General features: G+C 56.8%; 11 protein-coding genes and 3 tRNA genes. 6 read left to right on the forward strand and 8 right to left on the reverse strand.

Features of this window, described 5'->3' with window-relative positions:
* Positions 1–181 precede the first annotated feature (181 nt).
* The 4 genes from LG202_RS06380 (at position 182) to LG202_RS06395 (ending at position 7056) form a co-directional block, all read left to right on the forward strand.
* Positions 182–994, forward strand: a complete 813-nt coding sequence (locus tag LG202_RS06380; RefSeq protein WP_230347564.1) for an alpha/beta hydrolase fold domain-containing protein — start codon at positions 182–184, stop codon at positions 992–994.
* A 121-nt stretch (positions 995–1115) separates the two neighbouring features.
* Positions 1116–2354 (forward strand): efflux RND transporter periplasmic adaptor subunit, encoded by a 1239-nt coding sequence (locus tag LG202_RS06385; RefSeq protein WP_230347565.1) that lies wholly within the window; start codon positions 1116–1118, stop codon positions 2352–2354.
* 24 nt (positions 2355–2378) lie between these two features.
* Positions 2379–5567 carry an efflux RND transporter permease subunit gene (locus LG202_RS06390; RefSeq protein WP_230347566.1) on the forward strand — a complete coding sequence of 1063 codons (3189 nt, stop codon included), beginning with the start codon at positions 2379–2381 and terminating at the stop codon, positions 5565–5567.
* A gap of 13 nt (positions 5568–5580) precedes the next feature.
* Positions 5581–7056, forward strand: coding sequence for an efflux transporter outer membrane subunit (locus LG202_RS06395; protein WP_230347567.1), 1476 nt, complete (start codon positions 5581–5583; stop codon positions 7054–7056).
* A 180-nt stretch (positions 7057–7236) separates the two neighbouring features.
* On the opposite strand, the gene LG202_RS06400 is transcribed toward LG202_RS06395, so the two are convergent.
* Positions 7237–7560 (reverse strand): BON domain-containing protein, encoded by a 324-nt coding sequence (locus LG202_RS06400; protein ID WP_230347568.1) that lies wholly within the window; start codon positions 7558–7560, stop codon positions 7237–7239.
* 257 nt (positions 7561–7817) lie between these two features.
* Here LG202_RS06400 and LG202_RS06405 point away from each other — a divergent pair, with 257 nt between their 5' ends.
* Both LG202_RS06405 and LG202_RS06410 read left to right on the forward strand, forming a co-directional pair.
* Positions 7818–8051, forward strand: coding sequence for a hypothetical protein (locus tag LG202_RS06405; RefSeq protein WP_230347569.1), 234 nt, complete (start codon positions 7818–7820; stop codon positions 8049–8051).
* A gap of 301 nt (positions 8052–8352) precedes the next feature.
* Positions 8353–10299 (forward strand): putative bifunctional diguanylate cyclase/phosphodiesterase, encoded by a 1947-nt coding sequence (locus LG202_RS06410; RefSeq protein WP_230347570.1) that lies wholly within the window; start codon positions 8353–8355, stop codon positions 10297–10299.
* Positions 10300–10359: 60 nt separating this feature from the next.
* Here the strand turns inward: LG202_RS06410 and LG202_RS06415 are convergent.
* The 7 genes from LG202_RS06415 to LG202_RS06445 all read right to left on the reverse strand — a co-directional run bounded on the left by LG202_RS06415 (position 10360) and on the right by LG202_RS06445 (position 14339).
* Positions 10360–10435, reverse strand: a tRNA-Gly gene (locus LG202_RS06415).
* Positions 10436–10461: 26 nt separating this feature from the next.
* Positions 10462–10535, reverse strand: a tRNA-Cys gene (locus LG202_RS06420).
* 77 nt (positions 10536–10612) lie between these two features.
* Positions 10613–10688, reverse strand: a tRNA-Gly gene (locus LG202_RS06425).
* A gap of 60 nt (positions 10689–10748) precedes the next feature.
* Positions 10749–11315 (reverse strand): CDP-diacylglycerol--glycerol-3-phosphate 3-phosphatidyltransferase, encoded by a 567-nt coding sequence (pgsA, locus tag LG202_RS06430; protein WP_230347571.1) that lies wholly within the window; start codon positions 11313–11315, stop codon positions 10749–10751.
* The gene (gene uvrC / locus LG202_RS06435) at positions 11315–13114 is read right to left on the reverse strand and encodes an excinuclease ABC subunit UvrC (RefSeq protein ID WP_230347572.1); all 1800 of its coding nucleotides are present in this window, start codon (positions 13112–13114) and stop codon (positions 11315–11317) included. Before uvrC ends, pgsA begins: the two co-directional genes overlap by 1 nt.
* 56 nt (positions 13115–13170) lie before the next feature.
* On the reverse strand, positions 13171–13356 hold the full coding sequence (locus LG202_RS06440) for a tautomerase family protein (RefSeq protein WP_230347573.1): 186 nt from the start codon (positions 13354–13356) through the stop codon (positions 13171–13173).
* 32 nt (positions 13357–13388) lie between these two features.
* Entirely contained in the window at positions 13389–14339 is a 951-nt protein-coding gene (locus LG202_RS06445; RefSeq protein ID WP_459724531.1) for a cation diffusion facilitator family transporter, read from the reverse strand.
* Positions 14340–14466: the final 127 nt, after the last annotated feature.

Here is a 14466-nt window from a genome sequence, read left to right on the forward strand (position 1 = left end):
GCACACAGCTATACATGCAATTATCTATTCTGTAATTCTTACCGCATAAACCCATGCTGATGACTTGCTGGACACAATTGTTAGTAAATTACGAACAGTGTTTCCACATTTAAGAAGATTATTAAATTAGCAACAACGATCACAATGTGTCGCATCCAGTATCAGCGAATGCAGACCGATTGTGAACGAACCGCGCGTTTCCCGTGAAGACTTCATCATCCCCGGACCCGAGGGAGCGATCCCCGTTCGGCTGTACCGTCGCGCGCAGGCGGACGGCAACGTGCCGTTGGTGCTGTATTTCCACGGTGGCGGCTTCAATACGGGCTGCATCGACGATGCAGACTTTCCCGCCAGTTTTATCGCACACCATTGCCCTGCCGTCGTCCTTTCCGTCGGCTATGCCCTGGCGCCACAGCACCCGTTCCCCGCGGCGGCGGAAGATGCCTACGCCGCTGCGCAATGGGCCGCACACAACGCACGCCGCCTGAACATGTCCGCCAAGCTGCTTGTGGTAGCAGGGGACGATGCGGGCGGCAGTATCGCAGCGGGCCTGAGCATGATGGCGCGCGACCGCAGGGAATTCAGCATTGCCGCGCAAGTGCTGATCGCGCCGATGCTGGACCCGAGCATGACCCTGCTGGGCGACGCCGCTAGGCTCAAGTCAGAGCTCACCTCGGCGCAATGCGCGCAGCGCTACCGGCAATACCTGCCCAAGTGCACGCAACGCATGCATCCCTATGCCGCACCGCTGGAATCGCTGCGCCTTGCCGGCCTGCCCGCCGCCATGATCGCCACTGCCGGATGCGACGTGCTGCATATCGAGGCGGAAAAATACGCCAGCGCCTTGATCAAGGCCGGCATCCCTACCCAGGTGTCGCGTTTTGCCGGCGTCCAGCACGCCGAATTGCCCGCCCACCAGCCCATGTTGCGCGAGGTAGTCGATTTCCTGCGCCGCCAGGCTGGGCACGCCGGTTTACCTATTAACAGCGGCTAACAAAACTCAGCGAAGTGTTCCTGACCAGGTGCTCTGCAGACAGTACAAGTAGAGCAACAACGACAGGAGCGTTTTTTAGCCGCGCTAAATTTTGATTTCAACATTGAAGATGAGGAACATCATGTCTAAACCACTGCAACAAAAGAAATTGGCCGCCCTGCTGGCGGCTGCCCTGGCAATCTCGGGGGGCGTCATCTTGTGGTCGCCCACCAGCCACGAAGCCCAGGCCGACACTGCTGTCGCCAGCAATGCCGTTACCGTGGACGTTGCCGTTGTCTCGCAGCAGGACATCACCGATTGGCAGGATTATTCTGGCCGCCTGGAGGCAGTCGAGCGTGTTGAAATCCGCCCCCTGGTTTCTGGCACGCTGACCAAGATCTATTTCAAGGATGGTGACCTGGTGAAGAAAGGCGACGTGCTGTTCACCATAGACCCGCGGCCATTCGAGGCGGAGGTCGCGCGCGCCCAGGCCCAGTTGAGCGGTGCCGAGGCACGACTGGACTACACCAGCCACGACCTGGAACGCGCGGAGCGCCTGATCGGCGACAACGCCATTGCCCGCCGCGACTTCGAGGAAAAGCGCAACGCGGCGCTGGAGGCGAAAGCCGCATTACTGGCAGCCCAGGCCGCATTGCAGACGGCCCGCCTCAACCTGGAATACAGCCGCATCACGGCACCGGTATCCGGCCGGATTTCGCGTGCGGAGGTGACGCTGGGCAATATCGTCTCCGCGGGCGCCAGCTCCACACCGCTCACCACACTGGTGTCTACCGACAACATCTACGCGGCGCTCGAGGTGGACGAGCAAAGCTACCTGAAATTCATCCAGCCCGGGCACACCAGCCAGCTCAAGGTATTACTGGGCCTGGCGAACGAGGACGGCTATAGCCGCGAAGGCCGCATCGGCTCGGTCGATAACCGCCTCGATACCGCATCGGGCACCATCCGCGTGCGCGCCGTGTTCGACAACCGCAAGGGCGACTTGCTGCCGGGGCTGTATGCGCGCGTCAGGCTGGGCAGCGGCAGCACCCACCCGGCGTTACTGATAGACGAGAAAGCCGTGGGCACGGACCAGGACAAGCGCTACGTGCTGGTGGTCGATGCGCAGAACCAAGCCAATTACCGCGAGATACGGCTAGGTGCGGCCCATGGCGAGCTGCGCGTGGTGGAAAGCGGGCTGCAGCCAGGCGAACGCATCGTGGTCAACGGCCTGCAACGGGTGCGTCCCGGCAGCCAGGTCAGCCCGCATCTGATCGCCATGCCCGGCAGCGAGTCGCCACTGGCCCAGGTCCAAGCAGAGGAAGCTGTCCACACGATCCGCAGCCTCCCCAATAAACAGCAAAAGGCCGTCAACGCCTAAGAACCATCTTAGGGAGAATCCAATATGAATATCTCAAAGTTTTTCATCGACCGCCCGATCTTTGCGGGCGTATTGTCGATGCTCATCTTGCTGGGCGGGGCGCTGGCCATGTTCCAGCTGCCCATCTCGGAATATCCCGAAGTCGTGCCGCCTTCCGTGGTGGTGCGCGCGCAATATCCCGGTGCCAACCCCAAGGTGATCGCCGAGACGGTAGCCTCGCCGCTGGAGGAATCCATCAACGGCGTGGAAGACATGATCTACATGCAGTCGCAGGCCAACAGCGACGGCAACCTCACCATCACCGTCAACTTCAAGCTCGGCGTGGACCCGGACAAGGCGCAGCAACTAGTGCAGAACCGCGTTAACCAGGCGTTGCCCAGGCTGCCGCCCGATGTGCAGCGGCTGGGCCTCACCACGCTGAAAAGCTCGCCCACCCTCACCATGGTGGTGCACCTGGCCTCGCCGGACAACCGCTACGACATGACCTATTTGCGCAACTATGCCGTGATCAACGTCAAGGATAGGCTGGCGCGCATCCAGGGCGTGGGCGAAGTTGGCCTGTTCGGCTCTGGTAACTACGCCATGCGCGTCTGGCTAGACCCGCAGAAAGTTGCCCAGCGCGGCATGACCGCATCCGACGTGGTGCAGGCGATCCGCGAGCAGAACGTGCAGGTGGCGGCCGGCGTGATCGGCGCGGCGCCCAACAATGTGCCGCTGCAACTCTCGGTCAATGCCCAGGGTCGCCTCAAGACCGAGGAAGAGTTTGCCGCGATTATCCTCAAGACTTCCGCTGATGGCGGCATCACCCGCCTCTCAGATGTAGCCCGCATCGAACTGGCTGCCTCTGAATACGGCCTGCGCTCGTTGCTGGACAATAAGCCCGCGGTCGCCATCCCTATCTTCCAGGCGCCCGGCGCCAATGCGCTGGCGATTTCCGATGCCGTGCGCGCCACCATGAAGGAGCTGGCTGCCGATTTCCCCGAATCGGTGGAATACCACATCGTCTACGACCCGACGCAGTTCGTGCGCTCCAGCATCCGCGCCGTGGTGACCACGCTGCTAGAAGCGATCGCCCTGGTGGTATTGGTGGTGATCCTGTTCCTGCAAACCTGGCGTGCATCCATCATCCCTTTGCTGGCAGTGCCGGTCTCCATCATCGGCACGTTCTCGCTGATGCTGGCGTTCGGCTATTCCATCAACGCCCTGTCGCTGTTCGGCATGGTGCTGGCGATCGGCATCGTGGTGGATGATGCCATCGTCGTGGTGGAAAACGTCGAGCGCAACATCGCATCGGGCCTGAGCCCGCGCGACGCCACCTACCAGGCCATGCGCGAGGTAAGCGGGCCCATCATCGCCATCGCGCTGACCCTGATCGCGGTGTTCGTGCCGTTGGCGTTCATGACCGGCCTTACCGGGCAGTTCTACAAGCAGTTCGCCATGACCATTGCCATTTCCACCGTGATCTCGGCGTTCAACTCCCTGACCTTGTCCCCTGCCTTGTCCGCCATGCTGCTTAAGGGCCACGGCGACAAGAAGGACTGGCTCACGCGCTTCATGGACCGCTGGCTGGGCGGCTTCTTTGCCAGATTCAATAACCTGTTCAGCCGTGCCTCCGACAACTACGGCAAGGGAGTCAAGGGCATCATCAACCATAAGGGCACGGCCATGGGCGTCTATGCCGTGCTGCTCGGCCTGACTGTGGGCGTCTCCCTGATTGTGCCCGGCGGCTTCGTGCCGGCGCAGGACAAGCAATATCTGGTGGGCTTCGCCCAACTGCCTAGCGGCGCCTCGCTGGAACGCACGGAGGAGGTCATCCGCCGCATGAGCGACATTGCCTTGCAGCAGCCCGGTGTGGAAAACGCGGTCGCCTTCCCCGGCCTCTCGATCAACGGCTTCACCAATAGTTCTAGCGCCGGCATCGTCTTCACGCCGCTCAAGCCGTTCAACGAACGCAAAAGCAAGGAATTGTCGGCCGCCGCGATCGCGCAATCTCTGAACGAGAAATTCGGCCAGATCCAGGACGCCTATATCGCCGTGTTCCCGCCGCCCCCGGTCATGGGCCTGGGCACCATCGGCGGCTTCAAGCTGCAGATCGAGGATAGGGGCGCGCTGGGCTATGCCGAACTGGACAAGGCGGTGAACGCCTTCGTCGCCGAGGCTTCCAAGGCGCCGGAGCTGGGCCCCATGTTCACCAACTACCAGATCAACGTACCGCAGCTGAACGTGGACCTGGACCGTGCCAAGGCTAAGCAATTGGGCGTACCGGTAACTGAGGTGTTTGACACCATGCAGATCTACCTCGGCTCGCTGTACATCAACGACTTCAACCGCTTCGGACGCGTGTTCCAGGTGCGCGCGCAAGCCGATGCGCCCTACCGCGCAAAAGCCGAGGACATCCTGCAACTGAAAACCCGCAACATGGCGGGCGATATGGTGCCGTTGTCCTCGCTGGTCAAGGTGACCCCTACCTACGGCCCGGAAATGGTGGTGCGCTACAACGGCTATACCGCCGCCGACATCAACGGCGGGCCGGCACCCGGCTATTCCACCGGGCAGGCACAGGCGGCAGTGGAAAGGATAGCCGCGCAGACCCTGCCGCCCGGCATCAAGTTCGAGTGGACCGACCTGACCTACCAGCAGATCCTCGCGGGCAATGCCGGCATCTGGGTGTTCCCAATCAGCGTGCTGCTGGTATTCCTGGTGCTTGCGGCGCTGTACGAAAGCCTGGCCTTGCCGCTGGCGGTGATCCTCATCGTGCCGATGAGCATACTGGCGGCGCTCACGGGCGTCTGGCTGACCAAAGGGGATAACAACATCTTCACCCAGATCGGGCTGATGGTGCTGGTGGGACTGTCCGCGAAGAACGCCATCCTCATCGTCGAGTTCGCACGCGAACTGGAGTTGCAAGGCAGCACGATTGTAAAAGCTGCCATTGAAGCCAGCCGCCTGCGTTTACGCCCCATCCTCATGACCTCCATCGCCTTCATCATGGGCGTGGTGCCGCTGGTGACGTCCAGCGGCGCGGGTTCGGAAATGCGCTACGCCATGGGCATCGCCGTGTTCTTCGGCATGCTGGGCGTGACCCTGTTCGGCCTGTTCCTCACGCCTGTGTTTTACGTGCTGCTGCGCAAACTGAGCGGAGGCCGTCCATTGCACTCGGCAACAGAACACAAACCACACCTTGCCGGCCCGGTGGCCAGCCATCTTATTTAGAAAGCACACCACGATGAAACCGACCAAGACATTATCGCTATTGACCGCAACGCTGCTGCTGGCGGCATGCTCAGTGGCCCCGGTCTACGAGAAGCCCCAGGTGGCAACGCCGGCGCAATTCAAGGAAGCCTCCCTTCATGCGACTGGAGAACAGTCCAGCCAGTGGAAGACTGCAGAGCCGGCGGAGCTCAACCACCGCGGCCAGTGGTGGCAGGTCTTCAACGACCTCACCCTGGACAACCTGGAGGACGAGGCCCTGGCGGCCAACCAGAACCTGCAGGCCGCCACCGCCAGGCTGGCGCAATCGCGCGCCTTGTTCAAGGACGAGCGTTCCAACCGCTACCCGCAACTGAGCGGCGGCATCAGCCCCGGGCATCAACGCGTATCGCCAGATGCCCAGCGCACCGAGAACGGCAGCGAACAGACATTGTGGCGCGCGCAGGCGCAATTCGCCTATGAGGCAGACCTGTTCGGCCGCGTATCCTCGCTGGTCAACGCCGCCCAGGCCGATGCGGAACAGAGCGCCGCCCTGCTGCGCTCGGTCCTACTATCCCTGCAGGCGGATGTGGCGCAGCAATACTTCACTATCCGCGAGCTGGATGCCGAGCGTGACATCTACCAGCACACCGTCAAGCTGCGCGAGCAGACCGTGCAGCTGACCCAGCACCGCTACGACGCCGGCGACATTAGCGAACTGGAACTGGCGCGCGCCAAGACCGAACTCGCAGCAGCACGCTCGGAGGAACTGGGCGTGACGCGCCGCCGCGCGATTGCCGAACACGCCCTCGCCATCCTGCTGGGCAAATCCCCGGCGGAATTCAGCCTGGCAGCGCTTCCATTGCAACGCATCAGGATCAACGTGCCGGCAAGCCTGCCGTCCTCGTTGCTGGAGCGCCGGCCAGACATCGCAGCCGCCGAGCGCGCGATGGCGGCGGCGAATGCGCGCATCGGCGTCGCCAAGGCAGCCTATTTCCCGCGCCTCAACATCACCGGCGCGCTCGGTTACGAATCCTCCGAGCTGGGCAGCCTGTTCGAGTGGTCCAACCGTACCTTCCTGCTCGGCCCCTTGATCGGCACCATGCTCTCGATGCCAATCTTTGACGGTGGCCGCCGCGAAGCCGGGCTGGAACGCGCACGCGCCGTCTACGAGGAAGACGTCGCCAAATACCGTCAGACCGTGCTCAACGCCTTTGGCGAGGTCGAGGACAATCTGGCCAGCCTGCGCATCCTCGACAACCAGTCCGAAGTGCAGGACACGGCCGTCGCCTCGTCGCAACGCGCCAGCCACTTGGCGCAAAGCCGCTATCGCGAAGGCCTAGTGAGTTATCTTGAAGTGATTGATGCAGACCGCACTCTGCTCCAACAAAAGCGGGTGACGTTGCAATTGGACGGCGAGCGCGCACGCGCCACGGTCAACCTGATCCGCGCTCTGGGCGGCAGCTGGGAACAGCCGCAGCAAGGCACGCCCTTGGCATGGCATCAACGCTAAGCGGTATATAATGTTCCAGTTAGTGCAGGGAATAAGGTAGTAAGCCTGCTCGCAGGCCGATGAGCCGTCATTGACCCAGTGTGACTCTGCCGATATAGATTGGGCGCACTAACTCAAGTTAACATATCAAAGCCAATAAGCGATTTCAGCCTATTGGCTTTGATACATCCCCTTTCATCATTACTTTATTTTTGTGTCAGGCGCATCAATCACGATATCGTTCTGTACCGATACAACACCGCTGACATTCCTTGCCACAATCGCCGCTTGGCTTACCTCGGCCTGCGACTTCGCAGTGCCACTCAAATGGACCGCACCCAGGTCATCGGACTTCACCTTGATATCAAGAGCACTCAGCATCACATCCTTGGCTAATGCAGCCTTCACCTTGCCCGTCGTCGCCATATCTTCGGTATCACCAGTTAATGGCCCTATGTTTTCTGCCAGCACGGGAAGCGGCAACCCAAGTACCAGTATTAAATAAAGTGTATTCATCACGCGCATGCGTACCTCCTCAAGATATTCATGTGACATATCTCATGTAGTGTATGCAGCCGCGACCATTGCCACCAGCGGATCACTTCTGACTGATGTGTAGGAATTCTTTAATCCTTGATGAGCTTCGTGAGTTCGAATCCCACCGCTTCCATCACATGACATCCCGTAGAAAACAAAAATTGAGAAAAGCACTGGCGCGGCCTGAACAACGCCATGTAACATGAATAGAGATACAGCAATATCCCAGTGGAAGGAACACAGCAATGTCCTCGTTATACAAGAGCCGTGAAGAGCGCGTACAAGATGTGGTCAAGGCCTACATGAACGAACAAAACACAGTGCGCCACTCCCTGACATTTGGCGGTCAGTTCCTGCCTTACACAGAATCAGAAAAAGCCCTCATGCGCGAGGAGCGAGCCTGGGCACTGGCCCGGCTGGCGATAGACAAGATCATGCGACTGCCGCACATCGTTATCAAGCCTCTGTCAGAGACTTAACCATGATCGCGAATACTTAGTTGACCATATAGGCCTGCCTCCGTCAGCGAAGCAGGCCAGACACGCTCGAAACGCCTTCATCTGCCTACTGCACAAATAAAAAATGTAGGCCATTCATTTCCTCGAAATTACACCGTTAGCTATTACATAAGATCAATATTTACGCCCCTGACGTATTGATCAATAATGTCTTGAAAGCCTATTAACTGTCTTTTCGAAGATACGTAAACCCTGCAAAGAGGCTATTCAAGGCACTCCCTATAAATAAAACGCATCAAGCGCATCATTTTGGAGGGGTAACATGGCATGGCCTGCTGACTTATGGAATTGCCTGAGAAAAGGCTTTTCCATTGAAAAAGACAAACCCCAGTTACTCACGGCCCAATTCAAAGCATTCTCCAAGCAACTGCCGTTGATGTATGTCATCCTGCTCATCAATAGCTGGATACTAAGCGCAACACACATGTCCAGCGCTCCCCGATGGCTGACCCTCGACTACCCGATTGTATTGACGGTGATATGTATCATTCGATTCTCCTTCTGGTTTCGCACCCGCAAGCATGAGCCTAGCTTGGCATCGACCATGCATGCACTCAATCGCACTACTCTGATTGCAGGCCCTATCTCATTAAGCTTCACCATCTGGGCCATCATGCTGTTTCCTTATGGTGATGCCTATGCTCAATCCCATGTTGCCTTTTATATGGGGATCACCGTGATTGGCTGCATCTTCTGCCTGATGCACTTACGCCCGGCTGCGCTCATTACCGCAGCGGTAGTCAATATAAGCTTCATCATCTTTTTCGCCTCCACCGGCAAGCCTACATTCATCGCAACGGCCATTAATGTAGGCTTGGTATCCGGCATCATGCTAATGATCCTGCATGTTTATTATCGCGACTTCACCCGGCTAGTGGACGCCCAAGCCCAGGCAGAGGCATTGAGCAATGAAAACCTGCGCTTGGCCAATATCGATAGCCTGACCATGTTGCCCAACCGGCGCAAATTCTTCAGCGAACTCTATGCCTCTTGCATGCAGGCAGAGCAGGATGGCAGTCGCTTTGCCGTCGGCATCCTCGATCTGGATGGCTTCAAACCCGTCAATGATCTTTATGGTCACAGCGTGGGAGATAAACTGCTATTTGCCGTAGGCCAGCGCTTGCTTAAGCTTTGTGACGAAGATACCCATTTGGCGCGGCTGGGTGGGGATGAATTTGCCATCATCATTACGCGAGAAATGGACGATCAGGCGCTACTGCTCTTTGGCACCCAATTGTGCGAGTCCTTGCGTCGCCCTTTCATGATTGCAGATACCCTGATACAGATTGCGGCCTCCATGGGCCTAGTTACCTATCCCGATATGGCAGGGAATGCGACTGATCTATTTGAGCATGCCGACTATGCGCTTTATCACGGCAAGCGCAATCATCGCAGCATGGTCACGGTATTTTCCACCAGCCATAGAAACATGATCCACCTGGATGCCAGTATTGAGCAGGCGCTAAGGAAGGCAGATTTTTCCGAGGAACTGGAAGTCTACTTCCAACCCATTGTCGACATCACGACAGAAAAAATCATTGCCTTTGAGGCCCTGGCGCGCTGGGTCAACCCCATATTAGGGCCAGTCTCCCCTACTCAGTTCATCCCGGTAGCAGAACGCACTGGCATCATTAATCAACAAACACGCATCCTGCTGGAAAAAGCGCTCACGGCAGCAGCCAAATGGCCAGCACATATCCGGCTATCATTTAATCTATCAGCGCACGACCTGAGCTCTCCGGACATCGTGCAGCGCATCGTGCAAATCATCGAGCAATCCAAATTTAACCCACGGCAACTGGATATGGAAATCACTGAAACTGCCGTCATGCACGACATAGAGCAGGCAAAATGGGCGACAGAACAGATCAGGAAACTAGGCTGCGGCATTACACTGGATGATTTTGGTACTGGACACTCCAGCCTGAGCCAACTGCACGCTTTATCTTTGAGCAAGATTAAGATAGATCGCAGCTTTGTCACCAATATTGAGAAAAACCCAGCCAGCCTCAAGATCGTGAAATCCCTGCTGGCCCTAAGCCGGGACATGGAGCTGGACTGTATTATCGAAGGTGTTGAAACCACCGAGGAAATGGCCGTCATTAAGGAGATTGGCGGCTCCATGGTACAAGGCTATCTATACTCTAAGCCCATGCCGGCCTCAGGCACTGAACAATGGCTGCACAAAAACGCCATGGTGACAGCATAAAAGTATGGATAGATATCTAGATATGAAAAAAGGGAAAGCATGAGCTTTCCCTTTTTAATTTGGAGCGGGAAACGAGTCTCGAACTCGCGACCTCAACCTTGGCAAGGTTGCGCTCTACCAACTGAGCTATTCCCGCATTGCTTGACAGCAAAATCATTTACCTGGAGGCGCGAGCCGGAGTCGAACCGGCCTAAACGGCTTTGCAGGCCGCGGCATAACCGCTTTGCTATCGCGCCATAAACAGTATCAGATTAACCTTTCGGACATCTGATAAAAAAGGAAAGTGCTTGCTGCCACTTTCCCCTTTAAATCCTGGAGCGGGAAACGAGTCTCGAACTCGCGACCTCAACCTTGGCAAGGTTGCGCTCTACCAACTGAGCTATTCCCGCATCGAAAGAAGGCGCTATTCTAAGGATTTTCAGCACTGTGTCAAGCGTATTTCAGGCTGATTATCCAGCCTTCATGCGTGGCCAGGCAGCCTTCAAATAGTAAGCCATTGACACCAATGTCAAAATCGCCGCGATATAAATTAATACCTCGCCATAAAAACTGATATCCAGCGGCCCCAGTGGATCGAAATACAACAGGAAAAGGATAGCGGCCATCTGCACTGCCGTCTTGATCTTGCCTATAAATGCCACTGCCACACTGCTACGCTCGCCCATACCTGCCATCCACTCACGTAAGGCACTAATCGCGATTTCACGTCCAATAATGATCAAGGCAACGACTGCACCAACACGGTCAAGCTCAATGAGTAACACTAAGGCAGCAGCCACCATCAACTTGTCGGCCACGGGGTCAAGGAAGGCCCCGAATGCAGACGTCTGGTTAAGCACGCGCGCAAGATAGCCGTCAAACCAATCAGTAATTGCCGCAAAGGCAAAGATGAAGGTAGCCAGCACATTCTTGTCATGCATAGGCAAGGTAGTTTCCGGGAAATAGAATATCCCGACAAAAAGCGGTATACATAAAATACGCATCACCGTCAGACTATTGGGGACATTCCAGAACATCAGTGCAACTCCTCATAAATTTTCTGCGCCAGCGCATGGCTGATGCCATCCACCTGCGCAATTTCATCCACGCTGGCATTCTTGACGCCATCCAGGCCACCAAATCTGGTCAACAGGCTCTTGCGACGCTTGGCGCCTATGCCGCTGATATCTTCCAGGCTGGAATGCATGCGTGCCTTGCCCCGCTTGGCACGGTGTCCAGTAATGGCAAAGCGGTGCGCCTCATCTCGAATCTGCTGCAGTAAGTGCAAGCCTGGGTGATCTTTTTTCAGGCCTACCGGCTCTTCACGCTCGGGGAAGAACATCTGCTCCAGTCCCGGCTTGCGCTCTTCACCCTTGGCAATGCCGACCAACTGGATATCCAGCAGACCGACTTCATTCATCACCTCAACCGCCACGCCCAACTGCCCCTTGCCACCATCAATAAACACCAAGTCAGGGCGTTTACCCTCACCCGCAGCGACTTTACGGTAGCGCCTGGTCAGGGCATCGCGCATCGCCGCATAATCATCGCCCGGCGTGATGCCAGTGATATTGTAACGGCGATACTCGGAATTCTGCATATTGCCCTTGTCAAAGACCACGCAGGAAGCCACCGTGGCCTCCCCCATGGTATGACTGATATCGAAGCATTCAATGCGCTCTGTGCCTTCAGGCAAATCCAGTGCCTCGCGCAACGCGATCAACCTGGCCTGCTGGTTGGCCTGTTGAGCCACGCGCTGACTGAGAGCCAACTCTGCATTGGTTTGTGCCATCTTGAGCCATACACGTTTATCGCCAATGGGATTGGTGTTGATCTTGACCTTGCGCCCGACATGCTCGCTGAACACTTCCTCCATCGCCGCGGTTTCCAGGGCAGCACCCACGATCAATAACGGCGGTATTGCGCCTGCCATGTAATGCTGCTCAAGAAACGCCTCCATGGTGGTTTCCAGATCAGCGCCATCGGCATTCTTGGGAAAGAAGCTCTTATCACCCAAATGATGGCCGCCGCGGATCATGACCAAGTTCACGCACCATTGGCCTTGTAGTTCAGCACAAGCAATCACATCCGCATCACTGACATTGAAATCACTGACGAACTGTTTGGCCTGCACCTGGCGCAAACTCTGGATACGATCACGGTAGACAGCCGCAAGTTCGTATTCCATTTGCTCTGCGGCCTCGTTCATCTTATCGCCAAGCTCGTCCATCACCTGCTGCTCCTTGCCTTGCAGGAACAGGCTCGCGTGCATCACGTCACGGCGGTAATCATCTTCCGTAATGAAACCGACGCAAGGGGCGGTGCAGCGCTCAATCTGGTGCAGCAGGCATGGTCTGGAACGGTTGGCGAACACGGTGTTCTCGCAAGTACGCAGGCGGAATACCTTCTGCAAGAGTTGGATGCTTTCGCGTACCGCCACTGCATTAGGGAAAGGGCCAAAATAGCTGTTGCCCTTGCGTTGTGCACCGCGGTGGAAAGCCAGGCGCGGAAAGGCATCCCCGGTTAGGGCGATATAGGGGTAAGACTTGTCATCGCGGAACAGTACGTTGTAGCGCGGCATGAAGCCCTTGATGAGATTGTTCTCAAGCAGTAGCGCCTCAGCCTCGGAACGCGTCACCGTGGTTTCAATACGCGCAATATTGGACACCATCAAGCGCGTGCGCGCAGAGGGCAGGTTTTTCTGGAAATAAGAGGAAACACGCTTCTTGAGGTCACGCGCCTTGCCCACGTAGATCACTTCATCCTGGGCATTGATCATGCGATACACGCCAGGCAGGTTGGGCAGGTTTTTCAGTACCGGTTTTGGGTCAAACATAAGCAATCATAGCTATCAGGCGGCTGGCAGCCACCCAGGAAAGCAAGGTCATTAAATTAATCACTGTCCAGTAGATCGCCAGCCACAGCCCAGTTTTCACCTGCCACTTCGGTGAACGTAATATAGGTATAAGACTTGGGTTTCTTGGCAATACGCTCCAGGGTATCGGTGACTTCTTCAGCGATCTTGGCTTTTTGCTCGCGGGTCAATGTACCAGCCACTTTAATATCAACATAGGGCATTTGTTCGTTCTCCTGCTTGGGTAGTCGGGATGTCAGTGCGCGTGATGACCATGTGCGTGGGTGTGCTCATGATCGTGGTCATCATGATGCCCATCGCACTCATGGCTGTGGTCTTGCACATGCTCGGTATTGCTCGTCAGCCAGCAGTTGGCATTGGCATCGCTATGCGCCGTGCCGACCTCTGGCTGCAAGGTCACATGCTCAATATTGAAACGTTCGTGCAGCATATGGCTGAGGTTATTCAATACCTCATGCCAGTCATGCATATTTTCCAGCACCACGTGTGCCGACAGCGCGGTTTTCTCAGATGATAGCGACCAGATATGCAGATGATGCACACCACGTACCTTGTCACTCACGGTCATGGCATGCTCAACCGCCTGTGCATCCAGATGCAAGGGCACACCTTCCATCAGCACGTGCAGCACCTCGCCCAATAGGCGCAATGTAGACACCAGGATCAATACAGAAATGAAGATAGACAAGATGGGGTCGATTGGCATCCAGCCCGTGAAGTAAATCACAGCCCCGGCAATAATCGCCACCACCGAACCGAGCAGATCGCCCAACACATGCAGCAAGGCAGCACGGCTGTTGAGGCTGCTATGACCACTATGCAGTATCCAGGCCACCAGAATGTTCACCAGCATGCCGATAAACGCGATCAGCATGACTTCAGCACCCTGCACCGGCTGCGGATCGGCAATACGCTGCAAGGCCTCGTAGACAATACCCACTATCACCGCCAGCATCAGCAAGGCATTGACCAAGGCGACGATGACCTCGGCACGTACCAGGCCAAAATTATGCTTGCGCGTTGCTGGCTTGCGCGCAATCCAGCTGCCTAGCCACGCCAACCCCAGGGCAAAGGCATCCGACACCATATGGCCCGCATCACTGAGCAATGCCAGTGATCCCGTCCACCAGCCGCCAATGGCCTCAACGACTGCGAACCCGGCAATCAGCAGCAATGGTAATAACAAGGAAGGCTGGCTGCCTCCGTGCGAGTGTGAATGTCCGTGATGATGATGAGCGCCCATAAGGATGTAATGCTAGCAGGCATGGCTGCAATTAAAAAGCTGCGGCTATAAATATCTGCCTCACAGGCTA

The sequence above is a fragment of the Methylobacillus methanolivorans genome (assembly GCF_054588515.1).